The organism is Buttiauxella sp. JUb87 (genome assembly GCF_004361975.1).
Classification (GTDB): Bacteria; Pseudomonadota; Gammaproteobacteria; order Enterobacterales; family Enterobacteriaceae; genus Buttiauxella; species Buttiauxella ferragutiae.
Map to the genome: position 1 here is coordinate 1 of NZ_SNVY01000007.1, position 21,621 is coordinate 21,621.

Sequence of the window (21,621 nt, forward strand, 5' to 3'; positions counted from 1 at the left end):
CGGCGGCCACATCTGTCGCTAAAATACAAAACGCCCGATGAAGTTCATCGGGCGTTGTAAGGCCGAAAAGTGTCAACCTATAGCAGGACTAGTCACTGCATTCCTGAATACCCTCACCCATGGGAACATGGTTTTCTCCTTCTCCTGGGGGAGAAGGACGGGATGAGGGCGACCCGATGGTGGAAACTACACCAGACTCTTCAAACGATAAATCCACTCCAGCGCCTGGCGTGGCGATAGCGAATCGGGGTCTAAGGCTTCCAGCGCTTCTACCGCAGGCGAGGTTTCCTCGGCAACAGACAGCAACGACATCTGCGTGCCATCAACCTGCGTGGCTGCCGTATTGTTAGAAATTGTCTCAAGCTCGCGCAGTTTCTGACGGGCACGCTTAATTACCTCTTTTGGCACACCAGCCAACGCCGCTACGGCCAGGCCGTAACTTTTGCTCGCCGCACCGTCTTGCACACTGTGCATAAATGCGATGGTGTCACCGTGTTCGATGGCATCCAAATGCACGTTCGCCACACCTTCCATTTTTTCTGGCAGGGTCGTCAGCTCAAAATAGTGTGTTGCGAATAGCGTCAGCGCTTTGATGCGATTTGCCAGGCTTTCGGCACACGCCCAGGCGAGCGATAAACCATCGTAAGTGGAAGTCCCACGACCAATTTCATCCATCAATACCAGGCTGTGTTCGGTGGCATTATGCAGAATATTGGCCGTTTCGGTCATCTCCACCATGAAGGTCGAACGCCCGGAAGCCAGGTCATCTGCCGCACCCACACGGGTGAAAATACGGTCGATTGGGCCGATTTCCGCCTGCTGCGCCGGAACAAAACTACCGATGTAAGCCAGCAACACAATCAATGCAGACTGGCGCATGTAGGTACTTTTACCGCCCATGTTCGGGCCAGTGATAATCAGCATCCGCCGTTGTGGCGCCAGGCTTAATGGGTTGGCGATAAACGGCTCGCTAAGCACTTGCTCAACCACCGGATGACGCCCGCCAACGACTTTAATACCCGGTTTATCTGTCAATTGCGGGCAGGTGTAATTGAGGCTGTAAGCACGTTCCGCGAGGTTCACCAGCACGTCCAGTTCCGCAAGTGCTGTCGCACTTTGCTGCAACGCTTCGAGGTGCGGTAACAGGGCATCGAACAGTTGATCGTAGAGCTGTTTTTCCAGCGCCAGCGCTTTCCCTTTTGAGGTCAGCACTTTGTCTTCGTACTCTTTCAGCTCAGGAATGATATAGCGTTCAGCGTTTTTCAGCGTCTGGCGGCGAACATAGTGAATAGGTGCGTGATGGCTCTGGCTGCGGCTGATCTGGATGTAATAACCATGTACGCCGTTGAAGCCCACTTTCAGCGTATCCAGACCAAGTTTTTCACGTTCACGGATCTCAAGTTTATCGAGATAATCCGTGGCGCCGTCTGCCAGCGCGCGCCATTCGTCTAACTCTTCGTTATAACCTGGCGCAATAACGCCGCCGTCACGCACCAGTACCGGCGGTGCTTCTACTACGGCGTGTTCGAGTAGCTCGCGAAGCTCGGCGAATTCACCCATATTTTCGCGCAGCGTTTGTACGTAATCTGTTGGCACATCCGCCAGCATTTCGCGCAGCTCTGGTAACTGTTGGAATGCGTGGCGCATACGCGCTAAATCGCGCGGGCGTGCGGTGCGTAAAGCCAGACGCGCCAGAATACGTTCCAGATCGCCCACCTGGCGCAACACCGGTTGGATTTCCGCAGTACGGTCTTGCAGCGCGGCAATGGTTTGCTGGCGTTTTTGCAGCACATCGACGTTGCGGATCGGCATATGCAACCAGCGTTTCAGCATGCGGCTGCCCATCGCCGTGACGGTGCAGTCCAGCACTGAAGCCAGCGTGTTTTCAAAACCGCCAGCCAGGTTCTGGGTTATCTCCAGGTTACGGCGCGTTGCCGCATCCATAATAATGCTGTCTTGCTGGCGATCCATGGTGACAGAGCGAATATGCGGCAAAGAAGTGCGCTGCGTATCTTTAACGTATTGCAGTAAGCAACCGGCAGCACACAACGCATGATGAGCATTTTCGACACCAAAGCCCGTCAGGTCTCGCGTACCAAACTGCATATTCAACTGCTGGCGAGCGGTGGAAATCTCAAATTCCCACAGCGGGCGACGGCGTAGACCGCGACGGCCTTCAATTAAGCGTGTCTCGGCAAAATCTTCGGCATACAGCAGCTCAGCAGGATTGGTACGTTGCAACTCTGCCGCCATGGTTTCGATATCTTCTGGCTCAGACAGACGAAAACGGCCCGAGCTAATGTCGAGTGTGGCGTAGCCAAAACCTTTGCCCTCTTGCCAAATGGCCGCCAGCAGGTTGTCCTGACGTTCCTGCAGCAACGCTTCATCGCTGATGGTGCCTGGCGTAACGATGCGCACAACTTTGCGCTCAACTGGCCCTTTGCTGGTGGCGGGGTCGCCAATCTGCTCACAGATAGCTGCAGATTCGCCAAGATTCACCAGTTTCGCTAAATAGTTTTCAATGGCGTGATGTGGCACGCCAGCCATTGGAATCGGTTCCCCAGCGGATGCTCCACGCTTAGTCAGGGAAATGTCGAGCAGTTGCGATGCACGTTTCGCATCGTCATAAAAAAGCTCGTAAAAGTCACCCATGCGATAGAACAACAGGATCTCAGGATGCTGTGCCTTCAGGCGCAGATACTGCTGCATCATCGGGGTGTGGCTGTCGAGGTTTTCCGTAGTAGTCATTTGATTTTATTAACCAACTTCACGATAAAATGAAGAAACGATCCTGAGTGTCATATCCAGGATCGAGAATGGGGCAAAGCGTATCACAATGGGGGTGGGGGTTAACATCTTATCGAAAAGGTTACGAGGCGGATCGAAAACTCGTATTTATAAAATCCCAGCCTGGTGGAAATCGTGCAGATTAATCGCGCCGACCAGTTGACCGTTTTCATCGACTACGGGTGCCGCGCTAATGCGTTTTTTCATGAGCATTTCTTTAGCTTCAGTTGCACGTGTTTCAGTCTGTAGTACGGAGCAGTGAGTGGTCATTGCATCGCAAATGACAGCTTCAAGTTGACCGCCGCCCACCAGCCAACGGCGTAGATCGCCATCGGTGAATACCCCCACAACCTGTTGATGTGTGTTGGTCACGCATACCAGGCCAAGACCGGTGCGGCTCAGTTCGAGTAAGGCGTCCATGACCGTTGCGATGTCAGCGATGACCGGGAGCTGTTTTCCAGTGCGCATCAAGTGATGCACCCGGTTTAGCAAGCGTGCCCCTAAAGCCCCCGCAGGGTGAGAGCGGGCGAAATCTTCTTCATTAAAACCGCGTTCCTGCATGACCGCCATGGCAAGTGCATCACCCATCATTAGTGTATTAACCGCGCTTGACGTTGGGGCGAGGCGCATAGGGCAGGCTTCGCGTTCAACGGAGATGTCGAGTATTGCAAGTGCAGCTTTGGCGAGGGGAGAGTCTGATTTACCTGTTATAGCAATTAAGGTGACAGCTTTTTCCTGGAGGCGCGGGATGATTAAGTCCAGTTCTTTGGCGGTGCCAGAATAGGAGATAAACAGCATGATATCGCGGCTCTCGATCATCCCTAAATCGCCATGAAGAGCTTCAGCAGGATGAACGAAGAAAGCGGGAGTACCGGTGCTGGCAAGCGTGGCGGCTATTTTTTTACCAATATGCCCGGATTTACCCATACCTGAGACAATCACTTTACCTTCGCAGGCAAGCACCGCACGAGCTGCGTTAACAAATTGTTCGCCCAGTCTGTCAGATAAACGGCTGGCTTCGTACAGTTCTAACTCCAGTGTTTCTCGCGCGATGAGTATCATTCGTTCAGTCATGTTTTTCCTCTGTGATAATCACGTTGATTCCCTTTTCCTGCAAAGCCGTCAAAAACTCCTCGCTGATGCCGCTGTCGGTAATAATGGTGTGGACACTGTCCAGCCCACAAACAATGTTCGGGCTTTTGCGACCAAATTTTGATGAGTCAGCCATTAAAATCACCTGACGCGCTGCGTTGCACATCGCTTTACTGACGGTGTAAACCTCATTAAATGTGGTAACACCGGCATTCAGATCGATGCCATCGGTGCCCATAAAAAGTTTATCGAAGCTGAATTGTTCAAAAGCGGTTTCGGCCAGTTGGCCATGGAAAGAGGCTGATTTTTTGCGGAAGGTGCCGCCAGGCATCAGGATAGTTTGCTCGTTATCCAGTTCTGAAAGCGCATTAACAATATGCAGGCTGTTGGTCATGACGGTGATGTTATTAAAGCGCTGTAATAACGGAACCATTTGCAGCACCGTGCTGCCGGCATCAAGAATAATCGAATCACCATCATGGATGAATGTTACTGCCACATCCGCGATTTGTTGTTTTTTATGGGTGTTGATTAAGGTCTTGTGGTCAATGGGGGGATCCGGTTCGTCCTTGTTCAGTACTACGCCGCCATAGGTACGGATAACCGTGCCTGCGTTTTCCAGCAGCACCAGATCTTTACGGATCGTGGTACCGGTGGTGGCAAAATATTGAGCGAGATCGTCAACGGAACTTTTCCCTTGTTTTTGCAGATACTCCAGGATTGCGGCCTGCCGATGGCGTGGTTTCATAAGCTCTTATTACCTTGCGCTAAATTTTAGTTTGATAATTTCGCAAGCAATAAGCGTTCGAAACGAAATTATCCATGTTTCACTTTAATCGCTAATGATAGAGCATTCTGACAGTTTTGATCATGGGGGAAGATCACATCAGGTTGCAATTTCTTTCGATTTATCCCATGTAGTTGTGACAACGGTAAGGGTCTGGCAAAAATAGTGATGCCTTTCATCATCAAACTGTCACAGATGTTTTGTTGTTCATCGAATGCCAGTGCAATGACCACCCGAGGCTTAAAACGCCCGCCAGAACGCCCGATACCTACGGCTCCTTTCTGGCATAACTGGTCGAATGCACGATTGAAATGGCGTATTTGCCAGCCACCCAAAACCAGTTGGCTCAGCCAGGCGATTACAGCGATTGCGATGAGTGCGTTAATCATAGATTTCTCTCGTTAGGAAGGTGAATAGCGCGTTTGCAGTCATACGGCTATCCACCCGTGGGTTTAAAACATCACCTGCCCGCCGGTAATGTTGATTGATTGCCCGGTGCAGTACGATGCTTTATCACTGGCATAAAACAGCAGCGTATTCAGCACATCCTGATAGTCGCAGCCACGCTTGAGCGGGACTTTGTCGATGTAATATTGCTCGACTTCATCCGCCGCAATGCCCAGTTTCTCGGCATATTGCGGGAGTAATGATTGAAACATTGGCGATTTCAACAGGTTGCCCAGCATCAAGGCATGCACGGTAATGCCGTACTCTGCTAAATCCAGTGCCAGTGATTGTGTCAGCCCTACGCCGCCGAACTTTGCCGCGCTGTAGCCGGAATTATGTTTGCTGCCCACTTTCCCGGATTTAGAGTTAATTTGGATGATGCGGCCATGTACGCCGTCGCGGATCATCAATGCTGAAAACGCTTTGGCGCACAGAAAATATCCCACCAGATTGACCTGCAACGAACGGTCAAAATCGCCCAACGCGAAATCACCAATAAATGCCGCTTTGGCAATTCCGGCGCTATAGACCAGCAAATTCACCTGGCCGAAAATCTCGTCTACTCCGTTGGCGAGCGCGGTTACGCTCTGTTCGCTGGTGGCATCAGCGCCAAATCCCCAGGCCATGCCAGCACCGTACTGGTCGTTAATTTCCTGGGCGACGCGGGCCGCTTTTTCGCTTTGGATATCTACCACGGCAATTTTATAACCTTCCTTCGCAAGCCCATGGGCGAGAAACGCTCCGAGGGTTTGTCCTCCCCCAATGACAACGGCAACTTGGTTCATGCTCTACTCCTTTAATGTGCTTAGACTAAAAACTTCAACTGGCAGCCCGTTTCAATGTTGTGAGGTAGTGGCCCGTTAACATGGACGGTACCCGGGTATTCCGCCTGCGCTTCACCGTCGAAACGCAGGGTGATATGCCCCAGTTCCTGTAAATTTTGTTGAGCGACGTCGCCAACTGCGGTGACATCGTAATGCTGCCCGTTCAGTTCAAAACCGATACCGGGTTCAAGCGTGCCGCTCAATGCGCCGTGGCAGTGAATAAAACAGAAGTCCTGAATATCTGCTGGCGCGCCTTCGCTAAAAGTGATCAGCATGTTGTCATCCAGCGCTTCGCGGGCGGACTGGCCGATGTACGTGATAGTCGTTTGATAAATAGTTCGCATAATCCACCTTATTGATAGATAAAACCGGACACGAGCCAGGCGATGAGCACGGTTGGCGCGCCCGTTAAAAAGCGGCCGACTAATACCGATGGCACGCCGACGCGCACCGTGTCTTGTCGGGCTTCAGCCAGAGAGAGGCCCACCGGGATGAAGTCACAGGCTGCTTGCGCATTGATGGCAAACAGCGCGGGGAGCGCCAGATGTGGTGGAATGTGACCGAGGCCAATTTGTACGCCAATCAGCACCCCGATAACCTGTGCGATAACCGCCCCTGGGCCGAGGAAAGGTGAGAGCAGCGGGAATGAACAAATCAGCGCCAGGGTTATCAGTCCGACGGGATTGTTGGCCAGCGGAGCCAGGCCGTGAGCAATCCAGTCGCCTAATCCTGAAGCCATGATGATGCCGATAAGCGCTGAGACAAACGCCATAAACGGCAGGATGGTTTTTAAAACGGTATCGATGGTGTCGCGCCCGGCCTGAAACAGCACCGCTACGGCAGAGCCCATGCCCATGCCGACTTTTGCCAGCAATCCATCGCTTTGTTCCGTTATTTTCTTACTGGTGTCGTACTCACGAACCGGCGTTTTCGCGACGGACTGCGTTTCATCTGCTTGCCAGCTAATGTTTTCTTCGCGCACACCGGAAACGTAAATATCTTCAACGATGTACTGCGCCATTGGCCCGGACTTGCCGGTGGCATGGATATTAATGGTCGGGATGCGGCGTTTCGGGTACAACCCGCAGCGCAATGTTCCGCCACAGTCGATCACCGCCACAGCGATTTCTGCTTCCGGCGGCTCGCCTTCTTTAAAGCCGTCTACCGCTTGCCAGCCCGTCATTTCACTGAGTTTGTCGATAATCGCCGGGCGAGTCCCTGCGGTGATGTAGACGATTTTTTTTCCGGGTTCGACCGGCAGAATCAGCGGGCCGCCCCAGCCGCCCTGGCCTTTCTCAATACGAATAAGTTGCGTCATGATTTTTCCTTAAAGTCGCACCTGGCGTTCCAGTTCGATACCCATTTTCTTCTCGAAGATCGAGGTCGTGAGGTCGGTTATCCAGCCACGGAAGAAGTTAGTGATCAGACCGACAAGCAGGTAGCTCACCGCGAGTGGACCCAGCGGCAAACCAAGTGTGGTCAGCCCGCTGGCGATCCCGAGGTACACAAATAGCTCGCCTGGATTGATGTGAGGGAAAAGGCCATTCATTGAGTGGCAACTGTATGAAGCGGCGGCGTAATAGCTCGGTTTGTATTTCTCCGGCATAAAGCGCCCCAGGCTTAGCGTCATCGGGTTGCAGAACACAAACGTACCGATGCAAGGCAGTAACAGGTAACGGGAAACCGGGTTTCCGGCACAGCGCTGCGCCATTCGTTCGATGCGATGCTGGCCGATGAAATTAATTAACGCGTTCATTATCACCAGCAGGCTTATTAGCAGCGGAAGAATACCGGTCACCATGCCGGTAAAAACTTCTCCCCCTTTTTGAAACAGGCCAATAAACCATTCAGCTCCATGGGTAATCATGTCGATCATTGTTATCTCCTGAAGGGTAAATGCTCACTCTGCGGTCAGTGGCAGCTCATAATAATCACTTTGAAACCTTCATGTATGTTATTTAGATCTCATTGTGAAACATAAATCTGTTAATTTGAAAGGTAATTTAATTTTAAATGGAAAGTTTAATGGTGAACTGAAAGGGGAGATAAGAGGGTTTACTGCTTCTGATTTGCCATAAGGAATCCCCTTTCATCAGGAGAATGGGCTATGGTCATGCGGATTTGTGGGGGCGAGAAGATGCGATTGGCGGCGTGGTCAACGATTTGAAAGGCCACTGTGGAGGAGATTGAATTGCTTGTAATGCCAGCCACCTAATGTGGCTGGCATTACGTTTTTACCTTACTGCATTTTACACCTTTGCTTCTGATGCGTTGACCACATTGCTAACTTTTGCCCTCTGTGGTTCTGGCGTCATGAACTCGGGTTTTTTACGATATTTATCCAGCACATGGATTTGGATCTTACGCAGCATATCGCCGTTAAGTTTGTAGAAACGGAAATAGAAAGCCAGGGTGATGAGATAGAACACTGCAGGCAGAGCAATCATGATGAATTGCATGCCGATGAGCGTACTTTCGCTTTGAACGACATTTGGCACATAACCAATAATGCCAAGCACAATGGAAATCAACAGCGCAGCAAATGCCGAGCCACCTTTTACTACCATCGTTTGTACTGAGTAGGCGATGCTTTCACAGCGTACGTTGAGCTTATATTCACCATAATCGACGGTATCCGCCACCATAATGACCTGCAGTACCCAGAACAGTGCACTGCCAACATTGAGTAGTACCCCAGCCAGTGAAATCATCCAGATATTGTGATAACCCACCAGGGCAATCCACAGTAGTACGCAACAACCGAGAATGGGTAACGTTGAGGCACAAGTCCATAAAACGCGCCGGGATAATGCTTTCACCAGGCGAGGGAACAGGATTAGCGTGAGCAGGTTTGCCGCACCGGCGTAAGACATGTAATACGGGAAGAGGTCGGCATTGCCAATTACATAAGTAAAATAATAAATCGCGAAGCCGGTAATGGTATTGGCGGCAATATTGTAGGCCAAAGCCATACCTAACAGGCACGAAAGCTGATCGTTTTTATAAATAAGCCCGACAATGGTTTTTAATGTCAGCCGGCTATTCTCGGTAGTGGTGTCGTTGTCCGATGAATAGACCTCTTTGACATAGCGTAATGTGACAATAGTCGAGGCAATAAAGAAGGCTATCAAGATCAGGGTAAACATCTGGAAACCAAATCCGCGGTCAGCCCCGCCGACATACTTCACAAACGGTAGGGTAATACCGGCGGTAACAAACCCCGAGAGGCTGGCAAAAAACCTTGGGAAAGGAACCAGTTGTTCACGTTCGCGTTTATCCAGCGTAATGGTGGGAACCAGTGACCAGAACGGGATATCCATAATCGTGTATGTCATACCCCATAAAATATAGGTGACACAGACAAACACTAATTGGGTTGTACCTTCAAACTGGTGCGCGCTGAATAATAAGAACAACACCACGGAGTTGGTTATCGTGCCTATCAAAATCCATGGTTTAAACTTTCCCCAACGCGTACGCGTGTTATTGACTATCCAGCCCATAATGGGGTCATTGATCGCATCCCAAATTCTGGCGACCAGAAATAATGTACCAACCACCCCCACCGATAAGCCGATGATATCGGTGTAGTAATACATCAGATACATGTAAACAATACCAATAGCGAAATCTTTACCAAACGCTCCAAATCCGTAACTGAGTTTTGTTGCAATCGATATGCTCATAGGGTTCAAGGGTACTGTTACCAGCGCCCACCTCTGTTATTAGTCACACATATGCCGGGCATATAACCCGGCGTTCGCGATGATTAGCGGTGCAGCCACTCTGGCAACCAATTGCCATGTGCCTCAATCAGGGCATCGACCAATGCGTAAATCTCTTCAATACTAAGGACGGCAGAAGTATGGGGGTCTAACATCGTGGCGTGATAAACGCGATCACGGTTTTCGGTCAGGATGGCTTCTGTCAGTAACGTTTGCACATTCACGTTAGTCTGCATTAATGCGGCCAGATGCGAGGGGAGTGTGCCAATTCTGGTGGGTTGAATGCCGTTAGCATCGACAAGGCAAGGGACTTCTACGCAGCATCCTTGCGGAAGGTTATCGATAAGTTTGTCATTGCGTACGTTGCCATAAATAACGCTCGGCTCACCGGTCCATAGAGCATTCATAATAGTGCTGGCGTACTCTTTAGACGGTTTAATCGTTATTTTTTCAGCTGTTTTGTACTCTTCGAGCTCCTTGCGCCAGGTTGCTAGCTGCTCGACACAGCGTTTTGGATACTCATCCAGCGGCACTTTATAACGTTCAATTAAATCCTCGCGGCCAGGCTTGATAAACCACGGTGTGTATTCAGCAAAATGCTCTGAGGATTCTGTCACAAAATAACCCAGCTTTTTGAACATCTCATAGCGGACAATATTCTCACAGCGAGGATTACTGTGAGCGTTTGGCTTTGGCGCTTGCCCGGACTCGTAAGCATTCAGCAACTCAGGATAGATACTGATGTATTCCCCATCGGTATTTTTTTTCTCCAGAGAAAGATAAAACGCCATGTGGTTAATCCCAGCACAACGATAACGCAATGTAGCAGGGTCGATATCCAAATCGCGGGCCAACTCTGCCGCGGTACCTTGAACGGAATGGCATAAACCCACTTGTTTGATTTGCGGATAACGTGCGTACATCGCCCAGGTATTCATTGCCATTGGGTTGACGTAATTCAGCATCGTGGCATCAGGACAGACTTCCAGCATGTCTTCGCAGATTTGCCACAAATGCGGGATGGTTCGCAGTGCACGCATAATGCCGCCAGGGCCGAGGGTGTCAGCTATGGTTTGCTCCAGGCCAAAGCGTTTACAGACGTCAAAATCAGTGACGGTACAGGGCTCGTAGCCGCCGATCTGGAAGGCTACCACCACAAAGTCAGCCCCCTCAAGGGCACTTTTCTGATCGGTATGGCAGCTAATCTTGCCGTAGGCTTCAGCCGAATCCATCAGCTTGCGCACAACGATGTGCGATTCCTCCAGCCGGGTGGGATTAATATCCATCAGAGCGATATGGGCAGATTTCAGTGCTGGGCGATGGAAGACATCCCCAAGGATATTCTTCACAAATATGGTGGAGCCCGCACCGATGAAGGTAATTTTAGGAACTGACACTGACATGGTAATTCTCCGTGGTGTTGTTAAACAGAATCAGAGTGGCATGTCAGTAAAGACTTCTCCTCCATCTTCCCTGCAGAGAATTCCCACAAGCTCATATTTACTCTTTCGTTCGCTGTAATATGAGTTTATGGGAATAATTTGCCAATAAAGAAGAGAATACGGGCATAGATTTATAAGGAATATCAATGTGAGGGGGAGACTTCATTCGGATATGTGCCACAATTTATGATAATTCAGGAACCGGAGAGAATGATGAACATCAACACTGGCCGCCTACCGCCTGATCCACATATGTGTAACAGTACCGACCGTGAAACGCGTAGCCCGTTGGCACTTTATTCTGAATATCAGCGCATGGATATTGAGCTGCGTCGGCCGCACTATATGGAATCCAGCCACTGGCACGGGCAAGTCGAGATAAATGTTCCGTTCGACGGTGATGTGGAATACCTGATTAACAATGAAATAGTGCAAATCAAACAAGGGCATATCACCCTGTTCTGGGCGTGTACCCCTCATCAACTCACCCGTCCCGGTGATTGCCAGAATATGGCGATTTTTAACCTGCCGATGCATCTGTTTCTCTCATGGCCACTGGATAGGCAACTGATAAATCATGTGACCCACGGTATGGTGATTAAATCGTTGGCAGCCCAACAAATTAGCCAATTTGAAGTTCAGCGTTGGCAACAGGAAATGAACAGCCAGAATGAACAGATTCGCCAGTTGGCCATTGATGAGATAGGGCTCATGCTTAAACGTCTGAGTTTGTCAGGTTGGCAACCTATTCTGGTGAATAAAACACCCAGTACGCACAGCAATGGCGGTAGTGTGTCGCGCCACGCGCAGTTCTATGTTAGTCAAATGCTGGAGTTTATCGGGGCTAATTACGACCAGGCCCTCACCATTGAAAACATCGCCGAACATGTAAAACTTAATGCAAACTATGCGATGGGAATTTTCCATCGTGTGATGCAACTGACAATGAAGCAATATATTACGGCGATGCGTATTAACCATGTGCGTGCGTTACTCAACGACACCGATAAAACAATTCTTGATATCGCGCTGACTGCGGGGTTTCGCTCAAGTAGTCGCTTCTACAGCTCTTTTAATAAATATGTTGGCATGTCCCCGCAAAAATATCGCAAGCTCAGCCAATCAAAAAACTCAAGTTATTGATACTGCGTTTTTACCGGCATAGACACGGTTAAAATCCTCTGGATGCAGGCATCGAAGAAGGGTTCCTGTTTCGTCATTCAGGTGGTGAGAGCAATAAAATAGGGGCCACAAAACGTACATTTGGCGTCCTTTTTGAGGTTATGACAGCGGACTTCTTTTTCAGGCAGTCAAATATGATTTACCATAAGGAATACACATTCGTCGTCAGTCATATGGATATCCCTCACATGCGTTACTCCGTCGCGTTACTTCCACTTATCGTTTTGCTTGCTGCCTGTAGCAGTAAACCAAAAACTGAAACTTCGCCTCAGCAAGCTGGCGCACCTTCAGGGGGGTTCTTGCTGCAACCGCAGCATGATGTGTTTATGCAGACGGGGGATTTTGCCAACAATCCTGAAGCCGAAAAATTCATCAATAAAATGGTGAGTGAGCATGGCTTTGACCGCCAGCAATTGCATGAAGTGTTATCTCAGGCCAAACGGTTGGATTACGTGCTGCGTTTAATGGACCAGCAGGCACCTACTACTGCACCACCTCCGGGCCCAAATGGGGCGTGGTTGCGTTATCGCGGCAAATTTATCACCCCAGATAACGTGCAAAATGGCGTGGCTTTCTGGAATCAATACGATAGTGCGCTGAAACGCGCTTTCCAGGTTTACGGCGTGCCACCAGAAATTATTGTTGGGATTATCGGCGTGGAAACTCGCTGGGGCCGCGTGATGGGTAAAACACGCATCATCGATGCGCTGGCGACCTTATCCTTTGCTTATCCACGCCGTGCGCAATACTTCTCTGGCGAACTGGAAACCTTCCTGTTGATGGCGCGTAACGAAGGTGATGACCCGCTGGCACTGAAAGGTTCATTTGCCGGGGCGATGGGTTACGGCCAGTTTATGCCTTCGTCGTTCAAAGAGTACGCGGTTGATTTCAACGGCGACGGTCATGTGAATTTGTGGGATCCCGAAGATGCGATTGGCAGTGTAGCAAACTATTTCAAAGGCCACGGCTGGGTGAAAGGGGATTTGGTGGCGGTGCCTGCTAACGGCCAGGTACCGGGGTTAGCCAACGGCTTTAAGACCAAGTATTCCGTTTCCGCGCTGGCGCAATCCGGTCTGAGCCCAACGGCTTCTCTGGGTAACCACCAGGAAGCCAGTTTACTGCGCCTGGATATGGGCGATCGTTACCAGTACTGGTACGGTCTGCCAAACTTCTACACCATCACCCGTTACAACCACAGCACGCATTACGCGATGGCGGTATGGCAGTTAGGCCTGGCTGTTGCGCAGGCTCGCGTTCAGTAATCTTTACCCCGCCTTGTTCTGAGGCGGGGTTCTTTCTCCAGCACTTCCCATGAAGGTTTTTCCCGATCGTCGATCAGGAATTTACATCGTCATCAATTTATTTTATGTTATGTTATAACAAATCAAATTGAAGGCTTTTTCCTGCAATGAATCCTTTACGGACACTTTTCACCGTGGCGGCATCAGCCCGGTTTTGTGCAGTCTTAATGCTGCTCGCCGGTTTATGGCTGGCTATTCGCTGGGCGATTGCACTGCCATGATCTCGTTGAATCAAGTGGTATTGGGTTATCAGGGAAGGGCGGTGGCACCTGCACTTACCGGCCATATTGTGCAAGGCAGCATGACCGCCATTATTGGTGCCAACGGCACCGGGAAATCGACCCTCCTTAAAACATTATTGAAGTTACAGGCACCGGTATCGGGGCAACTGCAGTTTACCGATGGGTGTGCTCCGCGCATTGCGTGGTTGCCGCAACTGGCTGAAATGGAAAGACAGTTTCCTGTCACGGTTTACGATGTGGTGTGTATGGGGGCGTGGCCTGCCCGCAGCCTGTTTTCCGCATTGAAGCGTCAACACCGCCTGCGGATAGCCGATGCCATCGAACGAGTTGGCTTGAGCGCTTACCGCCATCAGCCTATCGAAATGCTTTCTGGCGGCCAGTTTCAGAGAATGCTGTTTGCTCGCTTACTGGTGCAAAATGCGCCGCTGGTGCTGCTCGATGAGCCTTTTACCGGGGTCGATTCGCAAACCAGCGATTTCCTGATGTCGTTAATCTGCCAAATGAATCAGGCGGGCCAAACGGTACTGGCTGTGCTGCATGATAACCAACGTGTTAGCCGGCATTTCCCACAGGTTTTATTGCTTACACAAGATCATTTCCATTGGGGGGACGCTGCTGAAGTGTTACCTCGTTATTCGCAAGTCAGTAATAATCTGGCGTTATCCGCATGATTTATCACTTCTTCTTGGAACCGTTTATTGATTACGGTTTTATGCGCCGCGCGCTCGTTGCGTGCCTGGCTTTATCACTGAGCACCGCTCCGTTGGGGATTTTCTTGCTGCTAAGGCGTATGAGCCTGGTGGGGGATGCACTTTCTCATGCCATCCTGCCGGGCGTTGCGGTGGGCTATTTGCTGGCAGGTATGTCGCTGGTTGCCATGGGGATTGGCGGCTTTGTTGCGGGGGTGCTGGTGGCATTAATTTCCGGCCTGGTGAGCTCACGAACCCAACTTAAAGAGGATGCTAGTTTTGCAGGTTTTTACCTCGGCTCGCTGGCGTTAGGTGTCACACTCATTTCGCTTCGCGGCTCCAGTGTTGACCTGCTGCACCTTTTATTTGGCTCAATACTGGCCGTCGATAATCAGGCAACAATCTTCGTTGGCGTGATTGCCAGCGTAACGTTACTTATCCTGGCGGGTTTATATCGCGGGCTGGTGATGGAAACCTTTGACCGCAGCTTCTTGCAGGTCAATAACCGCCAGGCACCTCATCTTATTCATGGTGTTTTTCTTGCACTGTTGGTGCTTAACCTGGTCGCCGGATTTCAAATCCTCGGCACGCTGATGTCCGTCGGGCTAATGATGCTGCCAGCAGTTTCGGCGCGCTGCTGGGCGAAAACGCTACCTGGGGCGATGTTTATTGCGGTGGTCTGCGGTTTGCTATCGGCATGGATTGGGCTGGCATGGTCTTTTGCCGCCGCACTGCCTGCTGGACCGGCGATTGTTCTGACGGCAAGCGTTGGCTTCTTTATCTCAATACTTTTCGGTTCGCGCAGCGGACTGGCTCGGAGCCTTTGTAGAGGCTGGATAACAACAAGCAAGGGGATTAAATGAAACGTTTTGGGATGATGATGTCATTGGTGCTGGCTTGTTCCAGCCAGGCGGCGCTGGCGAAAAACCTCAATGTGGTCGCCAGTTTCACGGTGCTGGCTGATATGGCGAAACAAGTCGGCGGTGAACATGTCACGGTAAAAAGCCTGGTCGGGCCAAACGGTGATCCGCATAGTTTTGAACCCTCGCCGCAAGACAGCGTCGCGCTAAGCAAAGCTGACGTGGTTATTGTCAGCGGGCTGGGAATGGAAGGGTGGATGGACCGTCTGGTGAGTGCATCAGGCTATAAAGGTAAAGTCATTGTTGCTTCTGAAGGTATTTCCAGCCGCAGCATGGTCGAAGACGGTAAACAAATTACTGACCCGCATGCCTGGAACAGTGCTGAGAATGGCGCGATCTACGCACAGAATATTATGAAGGCGCTGATGGCGGCAGACCCACAAGATGCGGCGGCAATCAATGAAAGCGGCAGCGAGTACGTTACTCGCCTGAAACTGCTGGATAGCTGGGCCAAAACACGCTTTGAATCGATTCCTAAATCGCACCGTAAAGTGCTGACCAGCCATGATGCCTTTGGCTATTTTGGCGCAGAGTATGGGGTGGCTTTCCTCGCGCCTGTTGGCTTCTCGACTGAAGCTGAAGCGAATGCCAGTGATGTCGCTGGGCTAATCAAACAGCTCAAAAACCAGCACATCAAAACATACTTCATTGAGAACCAGACTGACCCCCGTCTGGTAAAACAAATTGCTGCCGCGAGTGGTGCACAACCGGGCGGTGAACTTTATCCTGAAGCATTGTCTGATGCCGACGGTCCTGCCAGCACTTATGAGATGGCTTTTAAGCATAATGTGGAAGCCATCGCTAACAGTATGAAATGATTTATCCGGCCAGCATTCGCTGGCCGTTCTTTTCTCTGGAAGTGCCTCGCGTTATTGAATGTAATCCTCTGAAAGCACGGTTAAGTGCTATCGTGTGACCCTGCGATATGTCTACAATCGGAGCCAATATGACAGAGAAAACATTGCGCCAATTAAGCCACCAGTTGGGCGAAGCGCTTGGGCAGCTTGGTGCCACCATCACGACGGCGGAATCTTGCACCGGTGGCTGGATTGCCAAGGTGATTACTGATGTTTCAGGCAGTTCCGCCTGGTTTGAACGTGGCTTTGTTACCTACAGTAACGAAGCTAAACATCAAATGATTGGTGTGGATAGCGGGACGCTGGAAACCCACGGTGCAGTCAGTGAAGCCGTGGTGCGTGAAATGGCTCAGGGGGCGTTATATGCCGCCGCTGCGGACTACGCGATTGCAGTCAGTGGTATCGCCGGACCAAATGGTGGCAGCGAGGAAAAACCTGTCGGCACCGTGTGGTTTGGCTTCAGCTCAAAGCTTGAAGGCACTGTCGCTCGCCATCAGCTTTTTGAAGGTGACCGTGATGCCGTTCGCCGCCAGGCCACGGAATATGCAGTGCAAACCCTGTGGGAAGAATTTCTCAAAAATAAGCTTGATACTGTATGACCATACAGTATAATTGGCACAACAAAACAGCATAGTAAGCAGCGTGGCGCACTTGTGTATCACCCTGCATGACAGGAGTAAAAATGGCTATCGACGAAAACAAACAGAAGGCGTTAGCGGCAGCACTTGGCCAAATTGAAAAACAATTTGGTAAAGGCTCCATCATGCGTCTGGGTGAAGACCGTACCATGGATGTGGAAACGATCTCTACCGGTTCACTTTCACTGGATATTGCTCTGGGAGCCGGTGGCTTACCAATGGGGCGTATCGTTGAAATCTACGGACCAGAATCTTCTGGTAAAACGACGCTGACTTTGCAAGTTATCGCCGCCGCTCAACGTGAAGGTAAAACGTGTGCGTTTATCGATGCCGAGCACGCTCTGGACCCGATTTACGCTAAGAAATTGGGCGTTGATATCGACAACCTGCTGTGTTCCCAGCCTGATACCGGCGAACAAGCTCTGGAAATCTGTGACGCATTAGCACGTTCCGGTGCTGTTGACGTCCTCGTGGTTGACTCCGTTGCTGCTCTGACACCGAAAGCTGAAATTGAAGGCGAAATCGGTGACTCTCATATGGGCCTTGCGGCACGTATGATGAGCCAGGCAATGCGTAAACTGGCGGGTAACCTTAAGCAGTCCAACACATTGCTTATCTTCATCAACCAGATCCGTATGAAAATTGGTGTGATGTTCGGTAACCCGGAAACCACAACCGGTGGTAACGCCCTGAAGTTCTACGCATCTGTCCGTCTGGATATCCGCCGTATTGGCGCGGTAAAAGATGGCGATAACGTAGTGGGTAGTGAAACCCGCGTTAAAGTGGTCAAAAACAAAATTGCTGCACCATTTAAGCAAGCTGAATTCCAGATCATGTACGGCGAAGGCATTAACTTCTACGGCGAACTGGTTGATTTAGGCGTGAAGCACAAGCTGATTGAAAAAGCAGGTGCCTGGTACAGCTACAACGGTGAGAAGATTGGCCAGGGTAAATCAAACTCCAGTAATTTCCTGAAAGAAAACAAGCCAATGGCTGTGGAAATCGAGAAGAAACTGCGTGATATGCTGCTGAATAATCAAGATGGCACACCAGACTTTGTTGTTGATGACCATGACAAAGACGTTGCTGAAACCAAAGAAGACTTCTAAATACTAGTAAGGGCTGCCACGGCAGCCCTTGTCTTTATCTGCTTTACTGCACTTTTCTTCTATACAGGTTATCCGTCATGCCTGAACCTATTACTCCTTCTACTCGCCGCAGCGCCTGGTCCCGCTTATTAGACAAAGCCACTCGTATCCTGGCGATGCGCGATCACAGCGAACAAGAACTCCGCCGTAAACTTGCTGCACAACCCACGTTTCCCGGAAAACCAAGAGCGGAAGAAGACCCGTTTACTCCTGAAGATATCGAAAAAGTTATTGCCTGGTGTTATGAACACCGCTGGCTGGACGATGCTCAGTTCGCTTCGCGTTTTATCGCAAGCCGCAGCCGCAAAGGTTATGGCCCGCAACGTATCCGTCAGGAATTGCAGGGTAAAGGTATCGCGCGTGAACTGAGCGAAGCCGCCATGGAAAATTGCGAAATAGACTGGCAAGAGATGGCGCGAGACATTGCCGAGCGAAAATTTGGTGAGCAACTTCCTACGGAATGGAAAGAGCGGGCCAAAGTGCAGCGCTATCTTCAGTATCGTGGTTTCTTTATGGAAGACATCCAGGCCGTTTATTCAAGATAAATACCGAAATTTTGCAGATTAGGCATACACGGGATTTTACTTCCCTCATCAGAAAACTTATCTTATTCCCACTTTTTCCAGGTAAACAGGTCAAGGCCAAAGTATCAAAATTGGCTATGTCAGGTTTGCAACTCCTCGTTAGCTTGATTTCAGGATAATTATGAGCAAGAGCACCGCTGAGATCCGTCAGGCGTTTCTCGATTTTTTCCATAGTAAAGGCCACCAGGTTGTAGCGAGCAGCTCCCTGGTTCCGAATAACGACCCTACTTTGCTGTTTACCAATGCCGGGATGAACCAGTTCAAGGATGTATTCCTTGGTCTCGACAAACGTAACTATTCCCGTGCCACAACGTCGCAACGTTGTGTCCGCGCTGGTGGTAAACACAATGACCTGGAGAACGTCGGTTACACCGCTCGTCACCACACTTTCTTTGAAATGCTGGGTAACTTCAGCTTTGGTGACTACTTCAAAAATGATGCCATCAACTTCGCCTGGGAATTATTGACCGGCGAACAGTGGTTTAACCTGCCAAAAGATCGTCTGTGGGTCACGGTTTACGAGACTGACGACGAAGCGTTTGAAATCTGGGAAAAAGAAGTTGGCGTTCCGCGCGAACGTATTATTCGCATTGGCGATAACAAAGGTGCAGCTTACGCATCTGACAACTTCTGGCAGATGGGTGACACCGGCCCATGCGGCCCATGCACCGAAATCTTCTTTGACCACGGCGACCACATTTGGGGCGGCCCTCCGGGTAGCGCTGAAGAAGATGGCGACCGTTATATCGAAATCTGGAACCTTGTGTTCATGCAGTTCAACCGTCAGCAAGATGGCACTATGTTGCCATTGCCGAAGCCGTCTGTTGATACGGGGATGGGGCTGGAGCGTATTGCCGCTGTTCTTCAGCACGTTAACTCCAACTACGAAATTGATTTGTTCAGCCAGCTGATTAAGTCTGTTGCCGAAGTTACTGGTGCAACCGATCTGAACAGCAAATCACTGCGTGTTATCGCTGACCATATTCGTTCTTGTGCGTTCCTGGTTGCTGATGGTGTTACGCCATCCAATGAAGGCCGTGGCTATGTGCTGCGCCGTATCGTTCGTCGTGCAATCCGCCACGGCAACATGCTGGGCGCTAAAGAAACCTTCTTCTACAAACTGGTTGGCCCATTGGTTGAAGTGATGGGGGCAGCGGGTGAAGAGCTGCAACGTCAGCAAGCATTGGTTGAACAAGTTCTGAAAACCGAAGAAGAGCAGTTTGCCCGTACCCTGGAACGTGGCTTAACGCTGTTGGATGAAGAACTGGCGAAACTGAAGGGCGATACGCTGGATGGTGAAACCGCTTTCCGTCTGTACGACACCTATGGCTTCCCGGTTGACCTGACTGCGGATGTTTGCCGCGAACGTAATCTGAAAGTTGACGAAGCTGGTTTTGAAGCGGCTATGGAAGAACAACGCCGTCGCGCACGTGAGTCCAGCGGTTTTGGCGCTGACTATAACAGCATGATCCGCGTAGATTCTGCCACTGCTTTCAAAGGTTATGATCACACGGATTTAACCGCGAAAGTCACTGCGTTGTTTGTTGACGGTAAAGCCGTTGAACAAGTGACTGCGGGCCAGGAAGCGGTTGTGGTGCTCAACGAAACACCATTCTATGCAGAGTCTGGTGGCCAGGTTGGTGATAAAGGCACAATTAAAGGTAACGGTGTGGACTTTGCCGTTAACGATACGCAGAAGTATGGCCAGGCTATCGGTCATCTTGGCAAATTAGTCTCTGGTGTGGTGAAAGTGGGCGACAGTGTAAAAGCTGAAGTTGATGAAGTGCGTCGTTCACGCATTCGTCTGAACCACTCTGCAACTCACTTGTTGCATGCTGCATTGCGCCAGGTACTTGGCACGCATGTCGCGCAAAAAGGTTCTCTGGTTAACGATAAAGGCCTGCGTTTCGACTTCTCCCATTTCGAAGCAATGAAACCGGCTGAAGTTCGCGCAGTAGAAGATATCGTTAACGGACAAATTCGTCGCAACCTGCCAATCGAAACTAACGTCATGGATCTGGAAGCTGCTAAGGCTAAAGGTGCAATGGCGTTGTTTGGTGAGAAGTATGATGACCACGTGCGTGTGCTGAGCATGGGTGATTTCTCGACCGAACTGTGTGGCGGTATTCACGCCAGCCGCACTGGCGATATTGGTTTGTTCCGTATCGTTGCTGAGTCTGGTACTGCTGCGGGTGTGCGCCGTATTGAAGCTGTTACTGGCGAAGGTGCGCTGGCTAATCTGCATGCACAAAGCGAACAGCTCAATGATATTGCTCAGTTGCTCAAAGGCGATAGCCAGAATCTGAACGAGAAAGTGCGTTCGGTACTGGAGCGTACCCGCCAGCTTGAAAAAGAACTACAGCAATTGAAAGAACAGCAGGCAGTGCAGGAGAGTGCAAACCTTTCCAGCAAAGCCGTCGATGTAAAAGGCGTGAAACTCCTCGTGAGTGAACTTGCCAACGTTGAACCGAAGATGCTGCGTACTATGGTTGATGATCTGAAAAATCAGCTTGGTTCGGCAATTATCGTTCTGGCGACGGTATCAGAAGGTAAGGTTTCTCTGATTACTGGTGTCTCTAAAGATGTCACTGACCGTGTGAAGGCGGGAGAACTGATTGGAGTTATCGCTCAGCAAGTTGGTGGCAAAGGGGGCGGTCGTCCAGATATGGCTCAGGCTGGTGGCACAGATGCAGCCGCATTGCCGGGTGCTCTGGCCGGTGTTGAAGCTTGGGTCTCGGCTAAGCTCTAAGTAAAAAAATAAAGTGCAGACAGACGCTATAACTCATTTAGGTTATAGCGTCTTCTTAAATTTGCACATACTCAATAATGATAAAGTCAGGTTAAAGTTGCGTATATCGGCTAGACTTATTCATAACAGAATGTAATGTCGTGGTGAGTGACACTTTATGTGTTTGTCACTACTTACTTTTTGTCGTATATGATGGAGAACGCCGGG

19 protein-coding genes are annotated in these 21,621 nt (G+C 50.3%); 9 read left to right on the plus strand and 10 right to left on the minus strand.

Annotated elements, in window-relative coordinates:
- Positions 1-186: 186 nt before the first annotated feature.
- From mutS to EC843_RS19045, 10 genes are all read right to left on the minus strand, one after another.
- Positions 187-2,748, minus strand: a complete 2,562-nt coding sequence (mutS, locus tag EC843_RS19000; protein WP_064543930.1) for a DNA mismatch repair protein MutS — start codon at positions 2,746-2,748, stop codon at positions 187-189.
- 147 nt (positions 2,749-2,895) lie between these two features.
- Positions 2,896-3,861 carry an arabinose-5-phosphate isomerase GutQ gene (gutQ, locus tag EC843_RS19005; protein WP_133522882.1) on the minus strand — a complete coding sequence of 322 codons (966 nt, stop codon included), beginning with the start codon at positions 3,859-3,861 and terminating at the stop codon, positions 2,896-2,898.
- Positions 3,854-4,627: a DNA-binding transcriptional repressor gene (locus EC843_RS19010; protein WP_064543934.1), complete on the minus strand. Its 774-nt coding sequence runs from the start codon at positions 4,625-4,627 to the stop codon at positions 3,854-3,856. Before EC843_RS19010 ends, gutQ begins: the two co-directional genes overlap by 8 nt.
- Before the next feature lie 68 nt (positions 4,628-4,695).
- Complete coding sequence (gutM, locus tag EC843_RS19015; protein WP_133522883.1) at positions 4,696-5,055, minus strand: transcriptional regulator GutM; 360 nt, start codon at positions 5,053-5,055, stop codon at positions 4,696-4,698.
- A 63-nt stretch (positions 5,056-5,118) separates the two neighbouring features.
- Entirely contained in the window at positions 5,119-5,898 is a 780-nt protein-coding gene (gene srlD, locus EC843_RS19020) for a sorbitol-6-phosphate dehydrogenase (RefSeq protein ID WP_064543937.1), read from the minus strand.
- Positions 5,899-5,918: 20 nt separating this feature from the next.
- Positions 5,919-6,281, minus strand: a complete 363-nt coding sequence (gene srlB / locus EC843_RS19025; protein ID WP_064543939.1) for a PTS glucitol/sorbitol transporter subunit IIA — start codon at positions 6,279-6,281, stop codon at positions 5,919-5,921.
- A gap of 8 nt (positions 6,282-6,289) precedes the next feature.
- Positions 6,290-7,255, minus strand: a complete 966-nt coding sequence (locus EC843_RS19030; protein ID WP_064543941.1) for a PTS glucitol/sorbitol transporter subunit IIB — start codon at positions 7,253-7,255, stop codon at positions 6,290-6,292.
- A gap of 9 nt (positions 7,256-7,264) precedes the next feature.
- Positions 7,265-7,813, minus strand: coding sequence for a PTS glucitol/sorbitol transporter subunit IIC (locus EC843_RS19035; protein WP_064543944.1), 549 nt, complete (start codon positions 7,811-7,813; stop codon positions 7,265-7,267).
- A gap of 373 nt (positions 7,814-8,186) precedes the next feature.
- The gene (gene melB / locus EC843_RS19040; protein WP_064543946.1) at positions 8,187-9,623 is read right to left on the minus strand and encodes a melibiose:sodium transporter MelB; all 1,437 of its coding nucleotides are present in this window, start codon (positions 9,621-9,623) and stop codon (positions 8,187-8,189) included.
- Positions 9,624-9,706: 83 nt separating this feature from the next.
- Complete coding sequence (locus EC843_RS19045; protein WP_133522884.1) at positions 9,707-11,065, minus strand: alpha-glucosidase/alpha-galactosidase; 1,359 nt, start codon at positions 11,063-11,065, stop codon at positions 9,707-9,709.
- 249 nt (positions 11,066-11,314) lie between these two features.
- On the opposite strand from EC843_RS19045, the gene melR reads away from it, so the two are divergent.
- The 9 genes from melR to alaS all read left to right on the plus strand — a co-directional run bounded on the left by melR (position 11,315) and on the right by alaS (position 21,414).
- Positions 11,315-12,247, plus strand: coding sequence for a transcriptional regulator MelR (melR, locus tag EC843_RS19050; protein WP_064543948.1), 933 nt, complete (start codon positions 11,315-11,317; stop codon positions 12,245-12,247).
- A 227-nt stretch (positions 12,248-12,474) separates the two neighbouring features.
- Complete coding sequence (gene mltB / locus EC843_RS19055) at positions 12,475-13,548, plus strand: lytic murein transglycosylase B (RefSeq protein WP_064544056.1); 1,074 nt, start codon at positions 12,475-12,477, stop codon at positions 13,546-13,548.
- Between the two features lie 256 nt (positions 13,549-13,804).
- Positions 13,805-14,500: an ATP-binding cassette domain-containing protein gene (locus EC843_RS19060; RefSeq protein ID WP_133522885.1), complete on the plus strand. Its 696-nt coding sequence runs from the start codon at positions 13,805-13,807 to the stop codon at positions 14,498-14,500.
- Positions 14,497-15,381, plus strand: a complete 885-nt coding sequence (locus EC843_RS19065) for a metal ABC transporter permease (protein WP_121815024.1) — start codon at positions 14,497-14,499, stop codon at positions 15,379-15,381. Before EC843_RS19060 ends, EC843_RS19065 begins: the two co-directional genes overlap by 4 nt.
- Positions 15,378-16,256 carry a metal ABC transporter substrate-binding protein gene (locus EC843_RS19070; RefSeq protein ID WP_133522886.1) on the plus strand — a complete coding sequence of 293 codons (879 nt, stop codon included), beginning with the start codon at positions 15,378-15,380 and terminating at the stop codon, positions 16,254-16,256. The genes EC843_RS19065 and EC843_RS19070 overlap by 4 nt, the downstream gene beginning before the upstream one ends.
- A 128-nt stretch (positions 16,257-16,384) precedes the next feature.
- Positions 16,385-16,894 carry a nicotinamide-nucleotide amidase gene (pncC, locus tag EC843_RS19075; protein ID WP_064543954.1) on the plus strand — a complete coding sequence of 170 codons (510 nt, stop codon included), beginning with the start codon at positions 16,385-16,387 and terminating at the stop codon, positions 16,892-16,894.
- A gap of 83 nt (positions 16,895-16,977) precedes the next feature.
- Positions 16,978-18,042: a recombinase RecA gene (gene recA / locus EC843_RS19080; protein ID WP_064543956.1), complete on the plus strand. Its 1,065-nt coding sequence runs from the start codon at positions 16,978-16,980 to the stop codon at positions 18,040-18,042.
- Between the two features lie 77 nt (positions 18,043-18,119).
- Positions 18,120-18,626, plus strand: a complete 507-nt coding sequence (locus tag EC843_RS19085; protein WP_064543958.1) for a regulatory protein RecX — start codon at positions 18,120-18,122, stop codon at positions 18,624-18,626.
- Positions 18,627-18,786: 160 nt separating this feature from the next.
- Positions 18,787-21,414, plus strand: a complete 2,628-nt coding sequence (gene alaS, locus EC843_RS19090) for an alanine--tRNA ligase (RefSeq protein WP_121815025.1) — start codon at positions 18,787-18,789, stop codon at positions 21,412-21,414.
- Positions 21,415-21,621 lie beyond the last annotated feature (207 nt).